The following is a 22,761-nucleotide window of genomic DNA, read 5'->3' as shown; positions in this document are numbered from 1 at the left end:
CGTTAACCGCCCCAGCGCCCATGGTACTGTGTCTCAAGACACGGGAGAGTCGGTCACCGCCAGACCTGCCAAGCACGTATACGTTCCCTCGTCGCGAACGACTATACTGTTCAGGATGCGAGAAACCCCGCCGGGTCAATCCGGCGGGGTTTTTTGCTTTTCAGCTCACGGTGCGTCGGCACGGAGCTTATCGCTCAAGGCGCGATCTGCAGGATCGCCTCGACCTCGACCGTCATGCGGTTCGGCAGCGAGCCCATGCCGACCGCCGAGCGGGCGTGGCGGCCGGCATCGCCGAGCACGTTCACCAGAAGATCCGAGCAGCCGTTGATGACCTTCGGGTGATCGGCGAAATCGGGCTCGGCATTGACCATGCCAAGCAGCTTCACCACCGCCTTGATCCGCGACAGGTCGCCGAGCGCCGCCTTGGCCACAGCAAGGAGCTGCAGCCCGGCGAGTTGCGCGTCGGCATAGCCCTCCTCGATCGTCGCGTCGCGGCCGAGGCGGCCCGGGCGATAGGTGCCGTCGGGGCGCTTGGGGCCCTGGCCCGAGAGGTAGAGCAGGTCGCCGACGATGCGGAACGGCACGTAGTTGGCAACCGGCACCGGCACCTGCGGGAGGGTCAGGCCGAGCTCGGCGAGCTTCTGTTCGGGTGTCACGGGTCGCTCCTCGTCGATGGATGATGTCGGTGCAGCCGGGAAACCCGTTGATTTCCCGCGCGGAATCGCAACACTTCCGCCTGCCGGCACCGGCCAACAAGACGAGCGGAACGCCGCCATGTCCACCCCCACCCTGAAGCAGATCCGCTTCTTCGTCGCCGCGGTGGATTGGGGCAGCCTGTCGCGGGCGGCGGCGCATCTCAACGTGGCCCAGCCGGCCCTGAGCCAGCAGATCGCCCAGCTCGAAGCGACCTTGCGCAGCGAACTTCTCGTACGGACCGCCCGGGGCGTGCGGCCGACCGAGGCGGGCCAGCGCTTCTACCGCCACGCCCGCACCATCCTGCGGCAGGTGGACGGGGCGGTCGCCGACCTCACCGGCCCGGGGCCGATCATCGGGCGGGTGGCGATCGGCCTGCCGACCAGCGTCTCGACCATCCTGGCGCATCCGCTGCTGAGCACAATCCTGCGCGACTATCCGGGCATCCGGCCGGAGCTGTTCGAGAGCCTGTCGGGCTACCTGCACGAGCTGATCGCCCAGAGTCGGCTCGAACTCGCGATTCTCTACCGCGACCGCTCCGCCCCCGGGCTCACCGTGCAGCCGATCCTGCGCGAGGAGCTCTTTCTGGTGACGAAGGCGGGCGCAGACACCCCCGCCACCATCACCATGCGGGAGGTCGCCCGCCTGCCGCTGGTGATGCCGAGCCCGACCCACACCCTGCGCACGATGGTCGAGGCGGCCTTCGCCCGCGAGGGCCTGTCCCTCACGGTGATCGCCGACGTCGACAGCCTGCCGACCACGCGCCGGATCGCCGCCTCGGGCCTCGCCGCCGCCATCCTGCCGATCTCCGGCCTGTCGGGGCTCGACGAGGCCCAGCGCCCGGCGATGATCCGCATCGTCGAACCGACCATCACCCGGCCGCTCGGCCTGTGCCACGCCGCCGACCAGCCGCTGACCGGCCCCGCCGCGCTCGTGGCCGACCTGATGGTGGCGGAGGTGCGCCGTCTGGTCGAGAGCGGCGCCTGGGGCAACGCCGTCCTGGCCGAGCCATAAGCTTTCCCGATAGCCACCCTAAAAAATCCGTCTCGATCGCGGCCGCTCCCTCGGACAGGATACTCCCCAAGCAAGATTCGCCAGGGAGGCACCGATGGTCCGCAGGACGCGCTGGGGTCGACACGCCGCTCTCGACCGGGGCCGCCGATGAGCGCCGCGCCCGCCGCCGACGGGCCGCTCGCCGGGATCCGGGTGCTCGACCTCTCGCGTCTCGTCGCCGGCAACATGCTGAGCCTGCAACTGGCCGATTTCGGCGCCGACGTGATCAAGCTCGAGCCCGACCGGGGAGACCCGCTCCGGCACTGGCAGGACGACGGCATCCCGGCCTGGTGGAAGGTCTACGGCCGCAACAAGCGCTCGATCCGCCTCGATCTGCGCGAGCCCGAGGGCAAGGCCGCCTTGCGCCGGCTGGTGCCGACGGCCCAGGTGATGATCGAGGGGTTCCGGCCCGGCGTGATGGAGGCGGCGGGCTTCTCGCCGGAGGTCCTGCTCGGGCTCAACCCAAGGCTGGTGATCGTCCGGGTCAGCGGGTTCGGGCAGACGGGCCCATACGCCCAACGCCCCGGCTTCGGTTCGCTCATCGAGGCGATGAGCGGTTTCGCCGCCAAGAACGGCTTTGCCGACAAGCCGCCGGCCCTGCCGAACCTCGCGCTCGCCGACATGGTCGCGGGCCTGTCGGGGGCCTTCGCAACCCTCGCGGCCCTGCGGGTGGCGGAACGCCCGGACGGCGCCGGGCAGGTCGTCGACCTGTCTCTGCTGGAGCCGCTGCACGCGACCCTCGGGCCCGACGCGGCGATCCACCGGCTGACCGGGCGGGTGCCGTCGCGCATCGGCAACCGGGTCAGCATCACGGCGCCGCGCAACGTCTACCGCACCCGGGACGGCGAGTGGCTGGCGCTGTCGGCCTCGACGCAAGAGATGGCCGCCCGGCTGTTTCGCGCGATCGGCCGGCCCGAGATGATCGCCGACCCGCGCTTTTCCACCAACTCCGCCCGGCTCGACAACGTCGAGGAGGTCGACGCGATCGTCGGCGGCTTCATCGCCGGGCGCGACCTCGCCGACAACCTCGCCTATTTCGAGGCGGCGGAGGTCACGGTCGGCCCGGTCTACGACCCGGCGGGCTTCGCCGAGGATCCGCACGTCAAGGGCCGCGGGGTCCTCGTCGAGGTCGAGGATCCGGAGCACGGCGCGGTGCCGATGCACGCGCCCTTCCCTCGCCTGTCGCGCACGCCCGGGCGAATCCGGCGCCTCGCCCCGACCCTCGGCCAGGACGAGGCCGACATCGCCGCCGAGCTCGGCCGGACGGAGACCACGCGATGAGGCTGCGCTCCCTGCTCTTCGCCCCGGCCGATTCGGCCCGCAAGGTCGAGAAGGCGGCCGGATCGGGCGCCGACGGCGTCATCCTCGACCTGGAGGACAGCGTCGCCCCCGCGGCCAAGGACGCGGCGCGGGCGGAGGCCGCCGCGATGCTGCGCGCCCGGCCCGGCACGCTGATCGTGCGGATCAACCCGCGCGGCACCGCCTGGTACCTCGACGACCTCGCGTCCATCGTCCCGGCGCGGCCCGCCGCGATCCTGCTGCCGAAATGCACCGCGCCGGCCGACCTCGCGATGCTCGCCGGTCAGATCGACGTGCTGGAGGCGGCGGGCCACGTGCCCGCCGGGTCCGTCGGGGTGCTGCTGCTCGCGACCGAGACGGCGGAGTCGCTTCGGGACATGAACTATGCCGGCGTGTCGCCGCGCCTGCGCGCCCTCTGCTTCGGGGCCGAAGACCTGTCGGCGGATCTCGGCATCAGCCCGCGCCGGCCCGACGGCCGCCTCGCGGCGCCGGTCGCCGCCGCCCGCGACCGGCTGCTGATCGCCGCCGCCGCGGCCGGGGTCGCGGCGATCGACACGCCGTTTCCCGATCCCCGCGACCCCGCCGGCCTGAAGGCCGAGACCGAGGCGGCGGCCGCCGACGGCTTTTCCGGCAAGCTCTGCATCCATCCGGGCCAGCTGGAGACGGTGACCGCCGCCTTCACCTCAACCCCGGAGCGCGTCGCCTGGGCGCGCGAGGTTTTGCGGCTGCTCGAGGGGAGCGGCGCGGGCGTGGCGGTTCTCGACGGGCGGATGATCGACATCGCCCACCTCAAGCTCGCGCGCCGCGTGCTCGCGATGATGCCCGAGGGACAACCGGGGGAACGGTCATGATGCGCTTTCCGAAGACCAGCCGCGCCGCCGTGGTGCGGGAGTTCAAGGCCCCGGTCTGCATCGAGGAGGTGCCGGTCCCGCAGGAATTGGAGCCCGGCACGATCCTGACCAAGATCGAGACCTGCTCGATCTGCGGCACCGACGTCCATCTCTGGCAGGGCTCGCTCGCCCTCAAGGTCGATCTGCCGGTGATCATCGGCCACGAGATGGTCGGCCGCATCGTCGCGATGGGGGCCGGGACCGACCGGGATTCGGTCGGCCAGTCCCTGCGGGTCGGCGACCGCATCACCTGGACCCACACGGCCTGCGGGCGCTGCTACTTCTGCACGGTCGCCCGCGAGCCGACCCTGTGCCAGTACAGCCGCAAGTACATGTACGAGCGGATGGATATCGCGCCCTACCTGCTCGGCGGTTTTTCGGAGTACGGCTACGTGCTGCCGGATTCCGGCCGGGTGAAGGTGCCGGATTCCGTCCCGAACGAGCTCGCCAGCATGGCGAGCTGCGCCTTCCGCTCGGTGATGAACGCCTTCGACGTCCTCGGCCGGGTCGATCCGACCGACACGGTGGTGGTGCAGGGCGCCGGGCCCCTCGGGCTGCTGGCGACCGCGGTCGCCAAGGTCTCGGGCGCGCGCCGGGTCGTCACCCTCGGCGCACCGGAGGCGCGGCTGGCGCTCGCCCGCGATTTCGGCGCCGACGAGGTGATCTCGATCGAGACGACGAGCCACGCCGAGCGCCTCGACCGGGTCCGGGCGCTCACCGACGGGCGCGGCGCCGACGTGGTGATGGAGTTCACCGGCCACCCCGCCGCCTTCGGCGAGGGTCTCGACCTCGCCCGGCGCGGCGGCGCCTACGTCGTGGTCGGCCAGCTCGGACAGGGGACGACGACGATCGCGCCCTCCACCATCGTGGCGAAGAACCTGCGGGTGCTCGGCTCGTTCTCCGGTCAGGCCAAGGCCTACTGGAAGGCGCTGAACTTCGTGGCGAACCACCAGCACGAGGTGCCGTTCCACACGATGGTGACGGGACGCTACAGCCTCGACGAGGTCGATACGGCGTTGAACCGGATGAAGAACTTCGAGGAGATCAAGCCGATCATCGCGTTGTGAGGAAAGCTGTACCGGCGGAGCATCCTGCAGCAGCCCACATCGACATCCCTCGATGTCATCCCGGGGCTCGCCGACGGCGAGAACCCGGGATCCATAACCGCCGAGGCTGCAAGATCGATCTGAACACCCTCCGCTTCGTCCTGAATCGTCGGCGGTTATGGATCCCGGGTTCCGCTGTCGCGGCCCCGGGATGACGATGGAGCTTCGACGAACACGTTCGCGGTCGCGGTCGAAGACAGAAAACACCCGCTCCGCGGCCCCCACCGCCAACCAAAAAAACCCCTCAGGAGGAACGATGTCGAGCGCCCCTCTCTCGCGCCGCGCCCTGGTCGCCGGCACGCTCAGCGCCGGCCTAGTCGGTTCGGCCTTTCCGCTGCGCTCCGCCCGCGCCGCCGAGTTCGTGTTCAAGCTCGGCACCGACGTGCCCGAGACCCATCCGATCAACATCCACGCCCGCAAGGCCGCCGACGCCATCCGGGCGCAGACCGACGGGCGGGTCGATCTCCAGATCTTCTCCAACAACCAGCTCGGCGGGCAGAGCGACATGCTCTCGCAGCTGCGCTCCGGCGCGCTCGAATGCTTCGCGCTGTCGGGCGTCAACGTGCTCTCGACGATCATCCCGACCTCGTCGATCTACGGCCTCGGCTTCGCCTTCCCGGATTACGACGCGGTCTGGCGCGGCATGGACGGGCCGCTCGGCGCGCACCTGCGCGGCCAGATCGAGAAGGCCGGCTTCGTCGTCATGGAGCGGATCTGGGACAACGGGTTCCGCCAGATCACCAACAGCGTGCGGCCGATCAAGGAGCCGAAGGACCTCCAGGGCCTCAAGATCCGGGTGCCGGTGAGCGCGCTCTGGACCTCGCTGTTCCGCTCGCTCGGCGCGGCGCCGACCAGCCTCAACTTCGCCGAGGTCTATTCCTCCCTGCAGACCAGGGTGGTCGACGGGCAGGAGAATCCGCCGGTCATCATCAACACCGCCAAGATCTACGAGGTGCAGAAATACTGCTCGGTGACGAACCACATGTGGGACGGGTGGTGGTTCCTGATCAATCGCCGCGCCTGGAACCAGCTGCCGGCCGACCTCAAGGACGTGTTCGCCCGCACCGTCGACGCCGCCTGCCTGGACGAGCGCAAGGATGTGGCCCGGCTCAACGCCTCGCTGCGCGAGGAGCTGGTGGGGAAGGGCCTCGCCTTCAACGACGTCGACACCGCGCCGTTCAAGGAGGAATTGCGCAAGAGCGGCTTCTACGCCGAATGGCGCAAGAAGTTCGGCGACGAGGCGATGGGCCTGCTCGAGACCGCGGCCGGCAAGCTCGGCTGAAGGCCCCTGCCCTCAGCCTCCGTGCCGCCGGCTCCAGAACGGCCGGTCGGCCCAGCGGGTCTCGAGGCCGTACCAGGCCCGGAGATGGGTGTCGTAGGCCCCGGCCACGGCGTCGAGCCCGCGCCGGTAGTCGCCGAGTGCATCAGGCTCGCCGGCAAGGGTCCGGAGCACCGCCTCGGCGCCGGTCAGGGCGCTGTAGAGGGCGTTGAGCAACCCCTGCGAGGAGAGCGGGTCGCAGGCCAGGGCGGCATCGCCGACGGCGAGCCAGCCCTCGCCCGCGGCCTCGTCGATCCGCGCGCTGTGCGCCGCGCAGGAGCCCGCCGGCCCGTCGGGCACGAAACCCGCCGCGTCGAGGATGTCGGCGAGGCCCGGCTGCCTCTTGGCGCGCGCCAGGAGATCCGGGGCGTCCGCGGTCGCGACGGCCGCCGGGAGGTCCGCGTCGGTATGGAAGGCGAGGACCCGGCGCCCGGCCGGGAGAGGTGCGGTGTACCACCACCCCTCGGCCTCGGCCGCCACCATCGTGCGGCGCGGGCCCTCGGCGCCGTATCCGTGGAGCCAGCGGCAGATCAGCCGGTCCTGACGGGTCCGGCGCCGGCCGAGGGCCCGGGCCACCGGCGAGGCGCGCCCGCCGGCATCGATCACGATGCGGGCCGCGACCGTGAGCGGGCGCCCGTGCCGGCTCACGGTGAGCCGCCAGCCGTCGCCGGTGCGCGCGAGCCCGGCGAGCTTCGCCGGGGCCACCAGGGCCGCGCCGCGCCGGGCGGCGCAGGCCCGTAGCCATTCCTCGAAGCGCCCCCGGTCGAGATGCCAGCCCGGCCCGTCGAGGTCGCGCATCGCATCGACGGAGACCGGGTCCGGCCCGCCCCAGAGGCTGTCGGCCCCCTGGCAGGGGGCGTGGCCCTCGGCCAGGAATGCGTCCCACAGGCCCATGTCGCGCAGGAGCCGGCGCGCCGCCGCCGGCAGCGCCTCGCCGATGCGGGCGGGCCGCGGCGCTCCCGCCTCCGCCCGGTCGAGCACCAGCGTGCGGCAGGAGGGAGCCAGCAGCGCCTTCGCAGCGGCGCCGGCAGGGCCGGCCCCGATCACCACGATGTCGGCGGTGAGGTCCGTCGTCATGGCGGCTCCGGTCCTGGAGTGTGTTCCGACGAAGTCGAATCCGGTTCGTCGAAGGGATGCGGCAAGTTCGAAGACCTTGAAGCACGGCACGATCACGGTGCGATCGTGCCGTGCTTCCGCTCAGCGGTGCAGGTGCGGCGGCAGGCGCCGCACCTTGTCGATGTCGGACAGGTCGGTCACCTCCGGATCGGGAGTGGCGCTCCGCTTCAGCAGCCGGATGCCGGGCCGCGCCGGGACGGTGAGGTCCTGCACCTCCATGACCGCCGGGAACGCGTCGTCCCCGGGGCCGGGCAGGCTCTCGACCACGCCCATCTTGTCGAAATGCGCGATCATCGTGTTGACCTGCGCCACGTAGGTCGCCGCGAGGTCGAGGGGGGCGTTCCAGTCCGCGCGGCGGGCGAAGGCGGCCTTGCGCTCCGCCAGCGGCCGGCGCTCATCCTTGACGATGGCGTAATCCTCGCGCGTAAGGACTTGGTTCGGCACCCGGGCCGGCCAGAAGGTCGGCACGTAGGGGTCGTAGGCCTTGGCGTAGCCGGAGCGGCAGCTCGCGGTGTCGGTCTGCCAGGGCACCGCCATCCAGCGGGTGATGCCGCCGGCGATCTGGGGCCCGAGGCAGCCGGTGGGGGCGAGCGCCCGCTCGTAGGTCAGCGTCATGCCGTAATCCGGCTCGACCCAGCCGGCCGGGGCGTGCGCGAACCGGAACGGTGCGCGGTACAGGCCGATCCAGCGCACCGGCCAGGTCATCTCGCAGCCCGGATGAAAGGCGTCGGCGAGGCAGAAATCGAGGGCGGCCTTGGTCAGCGTGTCGCCCTGCTGGGCGAGCGGGACCTCGTCGAGGGTGCGGGGAACCGGCCGGGCCGGGTCGTAATCGGCCTCGAACTCGCCCTTCGCCCAGAGGCCGAGCTGCTCCAGCTGCAAGGCGCTCAGGCTGCTGTTCTGGCGCGGCGAGAGGGCCGGCGGGTTGTTCATGGCGTCGCCGTAGATCCACGGCCACGGCACCGGCGACCAGCTGTCGCGGGTGGTCGCATCGGCAGGCATGCCGTTCGACCCGTTCGGGGCGACGGTGCGGAACTGGTTGGCCAGCGCCCGACGCCATTCGAGGTCGGACGGGTCGGGCGAGGCGCGCGATCGTCTCGGGCGTGAGGTCGAACACGCCCTTCCAGCCGAAGCCGGCGGCGAAGCCCTGGTTGACCCATTGCAGGCCGGCCATCCGCTCGAAGATCGGCAGGATGTCGTGGGTGAAGGACGGGCGCTTCGGCTTGGGCAGCCAGCGGTTCGCCACCGCGACGTCCCGCATCAGGTCCCACAGCGTGCGCACCGACTTGCGGCACGGGCCGTAATTGGGCGGGGCGACCACGATCCAGGCCGGCTCGACCGGCAGGGACCGGCCGCCGAGCATGACGGTGGCGGTGACCGGGCCGTCGGCGACGTCGTCGTGCCAGGTGTCGTTGTTGGCGAAGGTCACCGCCATCTCGCCGGTATAGGACGCGGACTTGCCGTGGCCGCCCAGGACGATGAGCCGGCCGGCCTCGTCGGTCCGGATCGACCCGAGCGCGACCGGGATCCCCATGAAGTCCCGTCGTCGAAGACCTGCTCCGGCTGCTCCCGGCCCGACACCGTGCGTGCCCGCGGGGTGATCGCGAGCGCCGAGCGGTCCGGCTGCATCGGGTTGCGCAGGGTGGTGGGCGTCGCGCCCGGTTCCCAGGATTCCGGGATGTCGAGCGCCAGCTGGAAGCCGTACCAGGCCGCCTTGGTATTGGCGAGCTGCACGGTCCAGGCGACCTCCGCGTCGGAGCCGGTCAGCTCGCGCACGATCGTGCCGGCCTGGTTGAGGCCGTAGACCCGGAACCGCGCCGCCTCGCGCTTCAGGGCCCCGGTGTGGTCCCGGTAGAAGCCGGGCGGCCGCGGCAGCGGATCGGGCACCTCCGGCCCGAGATACCACTCGTTCTCGCTGTTGCCGACGCGGGCGATCCCGATCGAGGGATAGATCGCCGCCTTGACGATCTCGTCGGCGGACGCCGAGGAAGCGGGAACCGCTGTCATGTTGGTCGACCCTGCTGGCGTAAACCGCGCATCCGTCCAGGACGAATCGGCGCGACCCCCGTCATAGACGCCCCGCGCCGTCTTGGCATGCGTCGATCATGAAATTCAGATTTCTATTATATTTGTTTTAATGCAAATACTTCTTGCGACGGAGCCGATTTTTTGCGTCGACCCGATTCGGAAGCGATGTTGTTCCGAGCCTCGTGCAAGAAATGACGACAATCGCAGTGTTCGATTTGATTTCATACCTATCGGCATGTTTCTTTGCTCTTACAGCGAGTCGCCTCCCCTATCGTTTGCCCGGCCGCATTCCATGATAGAGATGTAAGAGCCGGACTCGCGTGAGCAGGCCGACATGACACCCTGCCTGTCATCCCGGGGCCGCGAAAGCGGAACCCGGGATCCATAACCGCTGACAGTGCAGGACGAGGCGGAACGCGGATCGCTCGACTCCCGAACGTCAGCGGTTATGGATCCCGGGTTCTCGGCTGCGCCGAGCCCCGGGATGACCCCGAGGGGTGTCATGTCGATCGGCTCACCCTCACCCCCCCCCGATCGGGTTCCCGCTGGACCTTGGCGCCCACCACGCTGCAGCGCCGCGCGCGGCGAAGCGGGCGCCGGATCACACGACGGTGGCGGCCTTCGCCCCGTCCATGGTGAGGGTCACGCCGGTGACGTAGCTCGCCTTGGCGGAGGCGAGGAAGACGATGGCCGCGGCGATCTCCTCCGGCTCGGCCATGCGTCCGAGCGGGATGCCGGCCTCCGCCCGGGCCCGGGCCTCGTCGACCGCGACGCCCTGCACGGCCGCCTCGGCCTGCATGCCCTCCGCCACCCGGTCGGTCCGGGTCAGGCCCGGGCTGACGCCGACGACCCGCACGCCGCTGCCGGCATAGGCCTGGCCCAGGCCGGCGGTCGCCAGCATCAGGGCGGCGTTGGCGGCTCCGCCCGCGATGTGGGTCGGGGCCGCGACCTTGCCGCCGCTGCCGATGACGTTGACGATCACGCCGGTGCCGCGGGCGGCCATCCGCTTCACGACGGGGTCGAACATGTTGACGTAGGTGAAGAGCTTGGCGTCGAAGGCGGCCCGCCAGCTTTCCGGCGTGAGGTCACCGGGCGGCACGCGCTTCGCCGCGCCGGCGCTGTTCACCCGAACGTCGACCGGCCCGAGCGCCGCCTCCAGGGCGTCGAGGGCGCCCAGCGCCTGAGCCGGGTCGACGAGGTCGGCCGCGAAGCCCGCGACGGGACCGAGCGCGGCGCGGGCGCGGTCGAGGTTGTCGCCCGAGCGGGAGACGATCCCGACCCGCGCCCCCTCGTCGAGGAAGGCGCGGGCGCAGGCAAGGCCGATCCCCTTCGAGCCGCCGGTGATCAGCACCACTTTGCCATCGAGTCCGAGTTGCATCCGCGTGTCCTCCCGTTGTCGTTCGTCCCCGCACTGTCGACGACGGCGGCCGGATCCGGAAGCGTCCTTGTCGGAAGACCGGCGGGGTCGAGAGCCTTCCACGACCTCGGGAACCGTCGCCGCCGGTCGTGGACGAGCCACTGGCACGGGCAGACGGCTACGCCGGGACAATCCGGCAATATCCCCGGGAAGATCTTCCAGTTTTTATGCCAGGATATTGAGATATTGCTGAGAGAGGCGCGCCTGCGCCCGGCCTCATGTATCAATTACATCACAAACATAGGGAAATGACTCAAGTACCCCACAAGGTCGGGTGTCGCCGTGCCGCGAAGCGTGCTTACCCTGTGCCCGTCACCACCTGTCCTGACACGAGGCACTGGGTGGGCGGCCGTATCCTCACAAGGATGTCTTCACGCGGATGTCGTTCCGCGTGATCCGCTTCGTCTCGACGACAATCAAAACAACATCACCGGGAGGTTGGTGCGATGCCGGTTTTCAACAATACCGTCTACGGGGCAGGCTTCGTCGCGACCGATGACGGGGCGCCCTCGGCCGGGTTCGGCCTCGACGACATCTCGACTTCGAGCATCACGGTGACCGGGACGGTCGCCAAGGTCGGCGACACCGTCCAGGCGACCGGCATCTTCCCGGCCGAGACCACGTCCACGACCAAGACGCTCACGGCGACGCAGTACGATTCGCCGAGCATGATCCAGTTCACCGGTACCAACCTTGACGGCGAGACCACGCGCTACGTCCTTTCGAACACGGCGCTCGCCGCGCGGCAGCGCGTCACCTTCGACGGCAACAACACCCCGACCGACTACGCACCGGTCTGCTTCGTCACCGGCAGCCGCCTCCGCACTCTGCGCGGCGAGATCGCGGTGGAGGACCTGCGGGTTGGCGATCGCGCCGTGACCGCCTCCGGCGCGCTGCGGCCGGTCGTCTGGATCGGGCATCGGGCCATGGCGGGCGCCGGCACCGCCCTGCCCCCGCACCAGCAGCCGGTCCGGATCCGCGCCGGCGCCTTCGGGCCGGGGCTGCCCGCCCGCGACCTTTCCCTCTCGCCCGGGCACCCGGTCCTCGTCGGGGCGAATGCGGACGGCAAGGGCGGCCACCTCGTGCCGATCATGTGCCTGATCAACGGTACCAGCATCGCCCGCGAGCCCGTCGCCTCGGTCACCTACTGGCACGTCGAGCTCGACGCCCACGACATCCTGCTCGCCGAAGGCCTGCCCGCCGAGAGCTACCTCGACTGGGGCGACCGGCCGTTCTTCGAGGACGCCTCCGATCACGCCCTGCACAACCCCGACTTCGTCGTGCCGGGCCTCACCGCCCGCTGCCGGCCGGTCGCGGTCGAGGGGCCGGTGGTCGACGCCGAGCGGGCGCGCCTCTCGGGCGTGTTCGCCGCGTCCCTCGGCGAGGCCTGCGCCTGGGACGAGGCCGGGCGCTTCGGCTGGATCGCCGCCTGACCGGCGCAAGGTCTCCCACCGGCGGGGCCCGGGCGAGGCCTCGCCGATCGTCCGGATCCCCCGGGCGATCTACTCCCTCGTGACTTGTCCCCGCCGCCCTGAGACAAAGGGGGACAACAACGAAGACACGAGGGAGAGACGACCATGGATCATGACGGCACCTTCGCCGGACCCGAGGCTGCGCGCGCCCGGCGCGACACGATCTCCGATGCGCTCCGCCGCACGGCCCGGCGCTACCGCGGCCGCACTGCACTGACCTTCGGCGAGCGGCTTTGGAGCTTCGACGCCCTCGACCGCGCCGCCGACCGGGTCGCCCGGGGCCTGCTGGAGGCGGGCCTGACCCGCGGCGACCGGCTCGGCGCGCTCGGGCGCAACTCGGACGCCTACCTGATCCTGTGGCTCGCCTGCGCCCGGGCCAGCCTCATCCACGTGCCGGTCAACTACGCCCTGACCGGGCGCGAGCTGCGCTACATCGTCGAGCAGTCGGGCGCCCGCGCGCTGATCGTCGATCCGGCGCTCGCGGGCAACGCCCGGGAGGCGCTGGACGAGGGGACGGGGCCCTGGTTCGGCACCCTGTTCGGCGGCACCGGCCTCGACGTGCTGCGGCTCGCGCAGGGCGAGGGTGAGGTCGAGCCCGTCGACGTGCCGGTCGCCGACGATGACGTGGTGCAGCTCCTCTACACCTCGGGCACCACCGCGGCGCCGAAGGGCGCGATGATGACGAGCCGCGGCCTCATCGCCGAGTATCTGAGCTGCGTCACCGCCCTCGATTTCGGTCCCGGCGACCGGGCGCTCGCCGCCCTGCCGCTCTACCACACCGCACAGATGCACGCCTTCACCATGCCCCAGCTCCTCGCCGGGGCCGAGACGGTGCTGATCGAGGCCCCGGCGCCCGAGACCTGCCTGCGCCTGATCGAGGAGCACCGCCTCACCTCGTTCTTCGCGCCCCCGACCGTGTGGATCAGCCTGCTGCGCTCGCCCGACTTCGCGCGGCGGGACCTGACATCCTTGCGCCACGTCTATTACGGCGCCTCGATCATGCCGGTGCCGGTGCTCGAGGAGCTTCGCGCCCGCCTGCCCGGCGCGAAGCCCTACAATTGCTACGGCCAGAGCGAGATCGCGCCGCTCGCCACCGTGCTGCGCCCCGAGGAGCACGATGCCCGCCCGGCCTCCTGCGGCCGCCCGGTCTTCAACGTCGAGACCCGGATCGTCGACGACGCGATGCGCGACGTCGCCCCCGGCGAGCGCGGCGAGATCGTCCACCGCTCGCCGCAGCTGATGGCCGGCTACTGGGACAAGCCGGAGGAAACCCGGGAGGCGTTTCGCGGCGGCTGGTTCCACTCGGGCGATGTCGGGATCATGGACGAGGCGGGCTACATCACGGTGGTCGACCGGGTGAAGGACGTGATCAAGACCGGCGGCACCATCGTGGCGAGCCGCGAGGTCGAGGAGGTCCTGTTCACCCACGCGAGCGTCTCGGAGGTGGCGGTGATCGCCCTGCCTCACCCGAAATGGATCGAGGCCGTGACGGCGGTCGTGGTGCTGCGTCCGGGCGCGAGTGCCGGGGCCGAGGAGCTGATCGCCCATTGCCGCACCGGGCTCGCGCCGTACAAGGTGCCCAAGCGCATCCTGTTCCAAGAGGACCTGCCCCGCAACACCGCCGGCAAGCTGCTCAAGCGCGAGCTGCGGACGCAATACGCGGCTTTGGACTGGCCGGGGGAGGACGGACGAGGCGTGTGAGCGCGTCCTCCGGCAAGATCTCCGGGGGCGGCCACGTGCGCCGTCGGAGACTTCGCCGGCTATTCGCCTGCTTGCGTGGGATCGGCTCTGGGGCGCGGGACGACCGAACGGTCGCACTCCCCCTGCCACGTCCGAGCCTCCCACCTTCATCCACAGCAGGGACGAAACGACGCGCGTTGCTCACCTGTTCTCGTGCGTTGACCGGGGCGGCCAAGGTAGCGTGTCGGCCGTGCTCACGCAGGTGATGGAATGTCCGAGATCCGGAGCTTCGGCCCGCAGGACCGCGCGGCGGTGCTGGAACGTCAGCGCACCCTGAAGATGGCGCGGTCGGCGCACGCCTACGTGCGCGGCAACACCCTCAAGTTCTACGAGTGGCTGGACGGCCTGCCCCGCGGCACCCTGCCGGAGGGGCCCGCAATCTGGATCTGCGGCGATTGCCATCTCGGCAATCTCGGGCCGCTCGCCGATGCCGCGGGACGGGTCGCGATCCAGATCCGCGACCTCGACCAGACGGTGATCGGCAACCCGACCCACGACCTCGTCCGCCTCGGCCTGTCGCTGGCGAGCGCGGCGCGCGGGTCGGACCTGCCCGGGGTGGTCACGGCCCGGATGCTGGAGGAGATGATCCACGGCTATGCGCAGGGCCTCGGCGGAGGGGAATTTGGCGGAGGGGAGCTTGGCGAGCCCGGCGCCGGCGAGGCCCCGCCCGAGCCGGAGGTGGTGCGCACGGTGCGCCGCCGGGCGCTCGGCCGGCACTGGAAGCAGCTCGCCCGCGAGCGGCTGAAGGACGTCGAGCCGCGGATCCCCCTCGGGCGCAAGTTCTGGGCCCTCGACGCCGCTGAGCGCGACGCCCTGCAGGAGGTGTTCGGCGAGGAGGCCGTGCGCCGCCTCGTGCTCGCCCTCAACGGGCGCGATGCGGCGGCGGATCTCCGCCTCATCGACGCCGCCTATTGGATGAAGGGCTGCAGCTCGCTCGGCTTCCTGCGCTACGCCGCCCTGGTGCGGATCGAGGAGCCTGACCAGGGACATGACAAGGATGGGGGGCGCCGCAAGGACCGGCTGGCCCTGGTCGACCTGAAGGAGGCGGTCGCGCCGGCGGCCCCCCCGGCGCCCGGCGCCCGGATGCCGGACGACGCCGCCGAGCGGGTCGTCGCCGGGGCGCGGGCGCTGGCGCCGAATCTCGGCGAACGGATGCTGCCGGTGCATCTCCTCGGCAAGCCCGTGGTGATGCGCGAGCTCGCACCCCAGGACCTGAAGCTCGACGTCGACCAGTTCAGCCGCGAGGAGGCGGTGCGGGCCGCCCACTACCTCGCCACCGTGGTCGGCCGGGCCCATGGCCGGCAGATGGACGACGACACCTGCGCGGCGTGGCGGGCGGAGGTCACCCGCGGCTGCGACGGCGAGGCCCCGTCCTGGCTGTGGTCGAGCGTCGTCGAGCTCGCCGGGCGGCACGAGGTCGGCTACCTGCAGCATTGCCGCCTCTATGCCGGCCGCCGCGCCGCCTGACTCCCCGTCTGATTCGGGGCGCTACTGCACCAGCGCCCCGTAGAGGAGGTTCTTGAACAGGAAGCGGGTGTGCTGGCGCGTGCTCGGGCCGGCCGCGAGGAAGACGCCGACGATCCCCTCCTTGCGGTCGACCGTGAAGCTGGTGCCGCCGGCCCCCGCCCACATCGCGTCGCCCTTCGAGCCGGGGATCCAGGCCCCGCCCTCGTCGAGGCGCACGCCCCAGCCGAGGCCGAAGCCGTAGCCCGGGCCGGTGGTCGGGGTCGGCGCGCCCTCGAGCCCCTGGAGGTGGTTCGACAGCATGAACTCGACCGACTCGCGCGACAGGATGCGCGCCCCGTCGAGCTCGCCGCCATTCGCCACCATCTGGGCGAAGCGGAAGTAATCCTCGGCCGTGATGACCGCGCCGGCCCCGCCATGGAGGTAGCGCTTGCCCGGATCCTGCTCGCTGCGGGCGAGCTTCCACAGGTCGGCCTTGAGCGGATCGGCATCGTAGGCGTCGGCGAAGCGGGCCGCCTGGTCCGGCCGGAGCTGGAAGCTCGTCTGCGTCATCCGCAGGGGATTGAACAGGGTCTCGTCGAGGAACCGGTCGAGGCGCTGGCCCGACACCTTCTCGACCACGAGGCCGAGGACGTCGGTGGCGACCGAGTATTCCCAGCGCGTGCCCGGCTCGTAGGCGAGCGGAATCGCCGCGAGCCGCTTGACGAACTCCTCGTTCGAAAGGTCGCCGTTCAGGCTCTCGACGTCGGCCTTCTCGTAGGCCTCCTTCATCTCCGGGAAGGGCGCCGAGCCGCCATAGGTGAAGCCCGCGGTGTGGCGGAACAGGTCCCAGACCAGGATCGGGCGCTTGGCCGGCACCGCGACGCGGCTCGTGCGCCCGCGCTCGTCGCGCACTTCCGCGTAGACCTTCATGTCCTTGAATTCGGGGAAGTATTGCGACAGCGGATCGCGCAACCCGAGCCGGCCCTGCTCGATCAGCGCGATCGCCGCGACCGCCGTGAACGGCTTCGTCATCGAGAAGCCGCGAAACACCGCGTCGCGGGTCATCGGCTTCGTCTTCGCGGAATCGAGGAAGCCATGCGCCTCGAAATGGACGATCCGGCCGTTGCGGGCGATCAGCGTCACCGCGCCGGGGACCGTGCCCTTCTCGATCTCCCGGGTCATCGCCGGCGCGATGCGCGCCAGGCGCTCGGTCGAGAAACCCTCCTGCACCGGCGGCCCATCCGCGGCGTGCGCGACGCTCGCCGAGCAAACATTTGCCAGAAGCACGGCCGCCAGCGGCCAAGACAGAGCGCGTTTCGCGGTCCGACCCATCTGTTCCTCCCGATTTTTGCGGGCAGCATAGAGCGGCTGCAACCAATGGACCAGACGGTCGGGCGGCGGCGACGAGCGTGATCCCATGCTGTCGCGACGGACGCGTTACGCCGCTAGGCATGACTCGTCAGCGGGAGATGGGAACACCATGCAGGACGACGCGACCGGCCGGACCCTCACCATCCACGAGCCCCGAGCGGTGCCGTGGCTCAGCGTGGCCCTCGCCTTCGGACCGATGCTGCCCCTCGTGGTCGGCGCGGCCGCATCCTGGATGCTCGGGGGCGAGCCGGGCGAGGCGGCCGTCACGCTGACGCTGCTCTGGGCCTGCGCGATCCTGCTGTTCTTCTCCGGGGTCCGGCGCGGGGTCAGCTTCCGCACCGAGGGCGGGGCGACGGTGATGCAGATCGCCACGATGCTGGCGCTGTTCGTCCTCGGCGTCGGCGCCCTCCTGGCGGTGGCGCTCAGCCGCACCGGGGTCGCCGCCGGGCTGCTGATCGCCGGCTACGGCGCGGTCGCTTTGCTCGATCCGATCGCCGCCCGGCGCGGCGAGGCGCCGCTGTTCTTCGCGCGGCTGCGCCCGGTCCAGATGCCGCTCGCGATCGCGAGCCTCGCGGCGATCCTGGTCCTTGTCGCGCGCGCGTGAGCCCTACTCGACCGCGTTGGGCGAAACGATATTGCCGGTGCCGTTATCGGCATTGTCGAGGCTGCTGCCGAACGGGTAGCCGGCATCCTCGCCGCAGGTGAAGCGCCAGCCGTTGCGGGAATTCACCACGATCGGCGCGGCCTGGAAGAAGCCGCGGGTCACGAAGGTGTTGCCGGTGATCACGTTGTCGGAGGGGGGCTGGTGGCGCACCGTGCCGCCCTCGCCGCAATTGCGGTAGAGACGCACGCCGCCCTGGCCGTGCAGAGTGAATCGGTTGCCGGTGATGCGGTTCTTCGCCGAGCCGTCGACGGCGACGAGTTCGCGCGCCGTCTCGGTCTCGATGAGAGTGTCCTCGATGCGGTTCTCGGCGCTCTCGGCGTCGAGGTAGAGCGCCGTCGAGACGGACCGGCCGGCGAGCCGCGAATCGCGCAAAGTCACCCGGGTGGTGCCCGGGCCGAGATAGAGCGGGATCGGCCCGGCGCCGACGATGGTCGTGCCGGTGATCGTCACGTCGGTGGGCGCAGCGGCCTGCGCGCGCGCGGTGTGGCCGGGGCTGTGCGAGGATTCGCGCAGGAGCGGGCCCTGCCCGTTCTCCGCCATGCCCCAGATCCGGACATGGCCGAAGATCGTGCAGTCGCGGATGCGGATGCCGGACGGGCGGTCCCAGCCCTCGCCCGGGCGGGAGGGCGGCCCGGAGCGGATCGCGATCGTGTAGGCGCCGAGATGAGCCTCCTCGCCCGGGCGGCCGAGGCTGGCGCCGGCGCAGTCGAGCGTGAGGTTGGATGCCGCCGCGCCCTCGATCACGATGCGCTTGAGCACCCGGTCGCCCGGCGCGAGGCGCAGCGAGCAGGTGAGCCGGACCTCGTCGTCCCCGGGCATTGGCGGTGCCAGCAGGCGCGCGCGGGTGGCCGCCTCGCAGGGAATTGTTGCGGCGGGGCGCACCAGGGCCGGCGGATCGGACGGCGGCGGGGCGAACGGCATTGGATTGCTCACGCGAAAACGGGCGAGGCCCGTGCGGCCTCGCCCGTTTTCGACGTCACGATGAGACGTGAGGCGGCGCTTACCAGCGTCCGCTGCCCGCGGAGTGCATGCTGCGCTCCACCGCGGCGAGCGCGCTGGCCTCGGCCTTGGCCTCCGTCGGATGCGGACGGTCGGAGCGCTCGACCAGCTTGCCGTTCCGGCGGATGGCCCACTGGAACTGCCCGGCGGGCTTCGTGATGGGGGAGATTTCGATGGTGTAGGGAGTGGAAGTGCTGTCTGCCATGAGCCCCATATAGACGCTGGGGGTCCGTTTTTCCACCCCGCCCCATGCAGGTGCACGCAAAGGGGGCACGGCGATGTGATCCCCGCCCCGTGATGCGAAGGGGAGGCGGCGCGCGAGACCTGCTATTTCTGGCCCGCGAGGCGCGAGCGAGGAGCCCCGATGTCGTCACCCGTTGCGCCCGCCGAGGCGCCGGCCCGCCCCCTGAGCCAGGGCGGGGCCACGCTTCCCTTCCGGGCCCGCTTCTGGTTCGTGGCGCCGGCTATCGGGGCGCTGGCCGGCCTGCTCTACGGCCTGGTCTTCGGCGTCGAGCCCTTCGTGGCCGTGGTCCGGGGCGTCTTCATCGGCGCGCCGCTGATGCTCTACGAGCGCGGCCTGATGCTCCGGCGCTGGCGCGCGCTGACGCGCCGGGCCGCGACCCCGGTCTTCGCCGTCGCGACGCTGGCGACCTATGTCGCGATGATCGTCCTCGGCAACGCCGTCGCCGGCACGGTCCTCCACCGCGGCTTCGGCGTCATGGCCGATGCCCGCAGCGCGATGATGATGTCGGAGACGGGCTTCGCCTACGCGCTCGGGATCTCGGCGCTCGCCACCTTCGTGTTCCGCGTCCGCGACCTGATGGGGCCGCGCGTCTTCGCGAGCCTGCTCGTCGGCCGCTACCACCGCCCGATCACCGAGGAGCGCATCTTCCTGTTCCTCGACGTCGCCGGCTCGACGCGCTTCGCCGAGGAGCACGGCGACCTCGCGGCCCAGAGCTGGCTCGGGGCGATCTTCGCGGCTCTGGCCCTGCCGGTGCACCGCGCCCGCGGCTCGATCGACGATTACGTCGGCGACATGGCCCTGGTGAGCTGGTCGATGGACGGGGGCATGCGGGACGCGGCCTGCCTGCGCTGCGTTTTCGATTTCGTCCGCACGGTCGAGGCCGACAGGGAGAGCTGGGTCGCGCGGTTCGGTGCGGTGCCGACCTTCCGCGCCGCTCTGCATTGCGGCCCGGTGGTGACCGCGGAGATCGGCCTGGAGCGGCGCAAGATCGCCTATTTCGGCGACGCGCTGAACACGACGAGCCGGCTTGAGGGGCTCGCCAAGGAGCTCGACGTCCCGGTCATCGTCTCGGGCGACCTCCTCGATCGCTTAGGGGGCCTGCCCGCCGATCTCCGGGCGGCGGATCTCGGCCTGCGCCCGGTGCGCGGCCGCAAGGAGCCGCTGCGGATCGCGACGGTGCGGGAGGCCGGGCGCGCCGGGGCGGCGGCGCGATAAGGAAGCTGGCGTTCCGTCGGTACGTGCTCCAACGTCCCTTTGATCCTCCGCGTCATTCCGGGGCCGCGCAGCGGAGCCCGGAATCCAGAACCTCGGTTCTTTCAGAACGAGGCGGATAGCGTCCTACTTTATCCTGAACCATCCGCGGCTCTGGATTCCGGGCTCCGCTACGCGGCCCCGGAATGACGCGAAGGGTGAGAAGTTCGTAGAGGCCGATCGGACTCGCTCTCAAACACCCTCCCTTCGCTCGGCCGACGCCACCACCACCGCCGCGAGCGCGACGGCCACCGCATCCTCGGCGAAACCGTAGGCGCGACCGGCCGCGTGACGGGAATCCGGCCCGCGCGCGGCGCGACCGAGGAGCGTGCCGGCCGCCGCGCCGGCGAGGCCCGCCAGCGCACCGGCCTCCGGCGCCGCGCGCCGCCCGGCCAGGGCCCAGCCACCGACGGCCCCGATGACGAGCCGCAGCGCGAAGGAGGGCGGGATCCGCCGGTCGGGTGCGAACGGCATCTTGTCGCCGGCGATCTCGGCCAGCGCCGCCGCGATGGCGAGGTTCCGGGCGGCGGGCCCGGACGGGATGACGGTGCCCCGGACCCGTCCGCCGGTGGAAGCGACCGTTAGCGCGGCGCAAGCCGTCATGCTGCGCAGGCCCGCGACGAACCCGATGCCGAACGAGGGGCCGTGATCCCGCATGTGCCGTCTCCCTTCGCGGACCGCGAGGGACAAGGCGCCGGCGGCGTGGCGTGTTCCCGTCACGGCCGATCGTGTCATTTCTGCACCAGAGCGAGCGATTTCCCGCCCCCGCATCCGTCCAGCCGCTCGGCACGGCAGGCTTCGTTGCCAAACATTTCCGGCAGAAACACAACGGCTTGCACCGAGGCACTCCACGCAGTTTAGAACTAGACGTAATACGATGAAGACCTCACGCTACGACAAGCACTTGTGCGATCGTATTCGAGATGATTGATTGATCAAGGTCCAGTTTAGATAAGTTCGGAGTTGGGGCATGCAGGCGGTCACGATCGATGCGCTGCATCGGGGCGACGGTGCGAGGCTGCGGCGATTCCTGACGCGTCGGCTCGGCAACCCGGCCGACGCGGCCGATGCCCATCAGGAGACCTATCTCCTGATGCTCGCGGCGCTCACCCGGACCAACATCGAGCAGCCCTCCGCCTTCCTGTTCCAGATCGCCAGCAACGTGGCGCGCCGTATGCGCAACCGGCAGCGGCTGGAGGGCCGGATCTTCCAGCCGGTCAGCGAGGAGGACTGGACCGGCCTCGCCGACGCCCACGCCCTCCCGGAGCAGCAGGCGATGGCCCGCCAGGATCTTCGGCGGCTCGCCGCCGCCATCGACGAATTGCCACCGCGCTGCCGGGAGGCGTTCCTCCTCGCGCGCATCGAGGGGCTGCCGAACGGCGAGGTGGCGGCGCGGCTCGGCGTCAGCCGGAACATGGTCGAGAAGCACCTGATCAAGGCGCTCCTGCATTGCCGCCGCCGCTGCGGCGATCTTTTCTAAAGAACACGTCAGGATTCCGGCGCCCCGTCGATCATAAGGGGGTGGAGCTTCAGATGCCCGGATCGTCCGGGCCTGGGAGCGCCGTTGAGGGAGCCGGCCTTGGCCATCGACGACGGGACCGGTGCGCATCTTCCGGACGAAGAGGATCCAATCGACGAGGCGGCGGCCGGCTGGGTCGTGCGCCTCGCCTCCTCCGATGCGACCGAAGCGGACCGCGCCGCGTTCGATGCCTGGCTCGCGGCCGATCCCGTCCACGCGGCGGCCTATGCCGAGATGGACGCGTTGTGGCGCCAGCTCGGCCACCTGCCGGACCGGTCCCCCGCCCGCCGGAGCCAGAAAGGGCCGGCCTGCCTCGCCGCAATCCTCGTTTTCGGGGCGGCCCTGGCCTATCAGGCCGGGCTCGCCGACTGGCTGCGCTCCGACCTGTGGAGCGGAATCGGCGACATCGCCCACGCGAGCCTGCCCGACGGCAGCCGCGTCGACCTCAATACCGGCACCGCCCTCGCCTTGCATTTCCCCGGCATCGAGCGCCGGGTGTCGCTCCTGCGCGGCGAGGCGGTGTTCGACGTCGCCCGCGATCCCGCCCGGCCCTTCGTCGTCGAGGGCGGCGGGGTCAGCGTCCGGGCGGTCGGCACGGTGTTCTACGTCCGCGCCGACGGCGCAGCGCCATCGGTCGGCGTCGCCGAGGGCCGGGTCGATGTCGCGGTGGCAGGCCGCCACGTCGCCGTGTCGGCCGGCGAGGCGTTTCGCGAGGGCCCGGCGGGCGGCGGCGGCGAAGCGGACGTGGCAAAGGCGGACGTCGCCCGCGCGATGGCGTGGCGCGACGGACGCCTGACCGTCTCCGGCGAACGCCTGTCCGACGTGCTGGCCGAGCTCGGGCGCTATCGCCGCGGGCGCATCGTCCTGCTCGACGCGAAGGCCGGCGAGCAGCGGGTCACCGGCGCCTTCGACCTGCGCGACACCGACGACGCCCTCGACGCCCTCGCTGCTGGCCTGTCCCTGCGCGTGACCCGGCTCACCCCGCTCCTCGTCCTGGTCGGCTCACCCATCTGAAAATTTTTTCGAGAAAATGCACGGTCCGACGTCAGGAGATCGCCGCCTCGTTGATCTCAAGCCCATGAAGGGACGAGAGCGCGCGAACACGCCGCCCCCCTTCGCGCAGACGGACGGGGTGGTC

20 protein-coding genes and 1 pseudogene are annotated in these 22,761 nt (G+C 71.1%); 12 read left to right on the top strand and 9 right to left on the bottom strand.

The window, feature by feature from the left end; translation table 11 throughout:
- Positions 1-194: 194 nt before the first annotated feature.
- A complete protein-coding gene (locus ABZT49_RS16620; protein ID WP_204165396.1) occupies positions 195-656 on the bottom strand; it encodes a RidA family protein in 462 nt (153 codons plus the stop codon).
- 118 nt (positions 657-774) lie between these two features.
- Here ABZT49_RS16620 and ABZT49_RS16615 point away from each other — a divergent pair, with 118 nt between their 5' ends.
- From ABZT49_RS16615 to ABZT49_RS16595, 5 genes are all read left to right on the top strand, one after another.
- Positions 775-1,707: a LysR substrate-binding domain-containing protein gene (locus ABZT49_RS16615; RefSeq protein WP_355287212.1), complete on the top strand. Its 933-nt coding sequence runs from the start codon at positions 775-777 to the stop codon at positions 1,705-1,707.
- A gap of 147 nt (positions 1,708-1,854) precedes the next feature.
- Positions 1,855-3,027, top strand: a complete 1,173-nt coding sequence (locus ABZT49_RS16610) for a CoA transferase (RefSeq protein WP_355287210.1) — start codon at positions 1,855-1,857, stop codon at positions 3,025-3,027.
- The gene (locus ABZT49_RS16605) at positions 3,024-3,896 is read left to right on the top strand and encodes a CoA ester lyase (protein WP_355287208.1); all 873 of its coding nucleotides are present in this window, start codon (positions 3,024-3,026) and stop codon (positions 3,894-3,896) included. The genes ABZT49_RS16610 and ABZT49_RS16605 overlap by 4 nt, the downstream gene beginning before the upstream one ends.
- Positions 3,893-5,002 carry a zinc-binding dehydrogenase gene (locus ABZT49_RS16600; protein WP_355287206.1) on the top strand — a complete coding sequence of 370 codons (1,110 nt, stop codon included), beginning with the start codon at positions 3,893-3,895 and terminating at the stop codon, positions 5,000-5,002. Before ABZT49_RS16605 ends, ABZT49_RS16600 begins: the two co-directional genes overlap by 4 nt.
- Before the next feature lie 295 nt (positions 5,003-5,297).
- Positions 5,298-6,323: a TRAP transporter substrate-binding protein gene (locus tag ABZT49_RS16595; protein ID WP_355287204.1), complete on the top strand. Its 1,026-nt coding sequence runs from the start codon at positions 5,298-5,300 to the stop codon at positions 6,321-6,323.
- A 12-nt stretch (positions 6,324-6,335) separates the two neighbouring features.
- Here ABZT49_RS16595 and ABZT49_RS16590 read toward each other — a convergent pair whose 3' ends face one another.
- The 4 genes and pseudogenes from ABZT49_RS16590 to ABZT49_RS16575 form a co-directional block, all read right to left on the bottom strand.
- Positions 6,336-7,436 (bottom strand): FAD-dependent monooxygenase, encoded by a 1,101-nt coding sequence (locus ABZT49_RS16590; RefSeq protein WP_355287202.1) that lies wholly within the window; start codon positions 7,434-7,436, stop codon positions 6,336-6,338.
- A gap of 120 nt (positions 7,437-7,556) precedes the next feature.
- Positions 7,557-8,474: a LodA/GoxA family CTQ-dependent oxidase gene (locus tag ABZT49_RS16585; protein WP_355287201.1), complete on the bottom strand. Its 918-nt coding sequence runs from the start codon at positions 8,472-8,474 to the stop codon at positions 7,557-7,559.
- Between the two features lie 373 nt (positions 8,475-8,847).
- Positions 8,848-9,479 (bottom strand): annotated as a pseudogene (locus ABZT49_RS16580) (LodA/GoxA family CTQ-dependent oxidase); the annotation flags it as partial.
- Between the two features lie 622 nt (positions 9,480-10,101).
- Positions 10,102-10,878, bottom strand: coding sequence for an SDR family oxidoreductase (locus ABZT49_RS16575; RefSeq protein WP_355287199.1), 777 nt, complete (start codon positions 10,876-10,878; stop codon positions 10,102-10,104).
- A gap of 485 nt (positions 10,879-11,363) precedes the next feature.
- Between ABZT49_RS16575 and ABZT49_RS16570 the strand changes: the two genes are divergently transcribed.
- The 3 genes from ABZT49_RS16570 (at position 11,364) to ABZT49_RS16560 (ending at position 15,596) form a co-directional block, all read left to right on the top strand.
- On the top strand, positions 11,364-12,350 hold the full coding sequence (locus ABZT49_RS16570; RefSeq protein WP_355287197.1) for a Hint domain-containing protein: 987 nt from the start codon (positions 11,364-11,366) through the stop codon (positions 12,348-12,350).
- A gap of 144 nt (positions 12,351-12,494) precedes the next feature.
- Entirely contained in the window at positions 12,495-14,090 is a 1,596-nt protein-coding gene (locus ABZT49_RS16565) for a fatty acyl-CoA synthetase (protein ID WP_355287196.1), read from the top strand.
- A gap of 249 nt (positions 14,091-14,339) precedes the next feature.
- On the top strand, positions 14,340-15,596 hold the full coding sequence (locus ABZT49_RS16560; protein WP_355287194.1) for a DUF2252 family protein: 1,257 nt from the start codon (positions 14,340-14,342) through the stop codon (positions 15,594-15,596).
- A gap of 21 nt (positions 15,597-15,617) precedes the next feature.
- Here the strand turns inward: ABZT49_RS16560 and ABZT49_RS16555 are convergent, their stop codons facing one another.
- Positions 15,618-16,805: a serine hydrolase domain-containing protein gene (locus ABZT49_RS16555; protein ID WP_355287192.1), complete on the bottom strand. Its 1,188-nt coding sequence runs from the start codon at positions 16,803-16,805 to the stop codon at positions 15,618-15,620.
- Positions 16,806-17,055: 250 nt separating this feature from the next.
- Between ABZT49_RS16555 and ABZT49_RS16550 the strand changes: the two genes are divergently transcribed.
- Positions 17,056-17,550 carry a DUF3429 domain-containing protein gene (locus ABZT49_RS16550; RefSeq protein ID WP_355287190.1) on the top strand — a complete coding sequence of 165 codons (495 nt, stop codon included), beginning with the start codon at positions 17,056-17,058 and terminating at the stop codon, positions 17,548-17,550.
- 3 nt (positions 17,551-17,553) lie between these two features.
- Here ABZT49_RS16550 and ABZT49_RS16545 read toward each other — a convergent pair whose 3' ends face one another.
- Together ABZT49_RS16545 and ABZT49_RS16540 are read right to left on the bottom strand one after the other, a co-directional pair.
- Positions 17,554-18,531, bottom strand: coding sequence for a right-handed parallel beta-helix repeat-containing protein (locus ABZT49_RS16545; protein ID WP_355287188.1), 978 nt, complete (start codon positions 18,529-18,531; stop codon positions 17,554-17,556).
- Positions 18,532-18,610: 79 nt separating this feature from the next.
- Entirely contained in the window at positions 18,611-18,814 is a 204-nt protein-coding gene (locus ABZT49_RS16540) for a hypothetical protein (protein WP_093570838.1), read from the bottom strand.
- A 159-nt stretch (positions 18,815-18,973) separates the two neighbouring features.
- On the opposite strand from ABZT49_RS16540, the gene ABZT49_RS16535 reads away from it, so the two are divergent.
- Positions 18,974-20,068 carry an adenylate/guanylate cyclase domain-containing protein gene (locus tag ABZT49_RS16535; RefSeq protein WP_355287186.1) on the top strand — a complete coding sequence of 365 codons (1,095 nt, stop codon included), beginning with the start codon at positions 18,974-18,976 and terminating at the stop codon, positions 20,066-20,068.
- A 228-nt stretch (positions 20,069-20,296) separates the two neighbouring features.
- Here ABZT49_RS16535 and ABZT49_RS16530 read toward each other — a convergent pair whose 3' ends face one another.
- Positions 20,297-20,761 (bottom strand): hypothetical protein, encoded by a 465-nt coding sequence (locus tag ABZT49_RS16530; RefSeq protein ID WP_355287185.1) that lies wholly within the window; start codon positions 20,759-20,761, stop codon positions 20,297-20,299.
- A 313-nt stretch (positions 20,762-21,074) separates the two neighbouring features.
- On the opposite strand from ABZT49_RS16530, the gene ABZT49_RS16525 reads away from it, so the two are divergent.
- Together ABZT49_RS16525 and ABZT49_RS16520 are read left to right on the top strand one after the other, a co-directional pair.
- Entirely contained in the window at positions 21,075-21,584 is a 510-nt protein-coding gene (locus ABZT49_RS16525; protein ID WP_355287183.1) for a sigma-70 family RNA polymerase sigma factor, read from the top strand.
- Positions 21,585-21,683: 99 nt separating this feature from the next.
- Positions 21,684-22,637, top strand: a complete 954-nt coding sequence (locus tag ABZT49_RS16520; RefSeq protein ID WP_355287181.1) for a FecR family protein — start codon at positions 21,684-21,686, stop codon at positions 22,635-22,637.
- Positions 22,638-22,761 lie beyond the last annotated feature (124 nt).

It is taken from the genome of Methylobacterium sp. EM32, assembly GCF_040593685.1.
Classification (GTDB): Bacteria; Pseudomonadota; Alphaproteobacteria; order Rhizobiales; family Beijerinckiaceae; genus Methylobacterium.
Note: the sequence above shows the minus strand (reverse complement) of the source record. Positions and strands in the feature narration are given on the sequence as shown.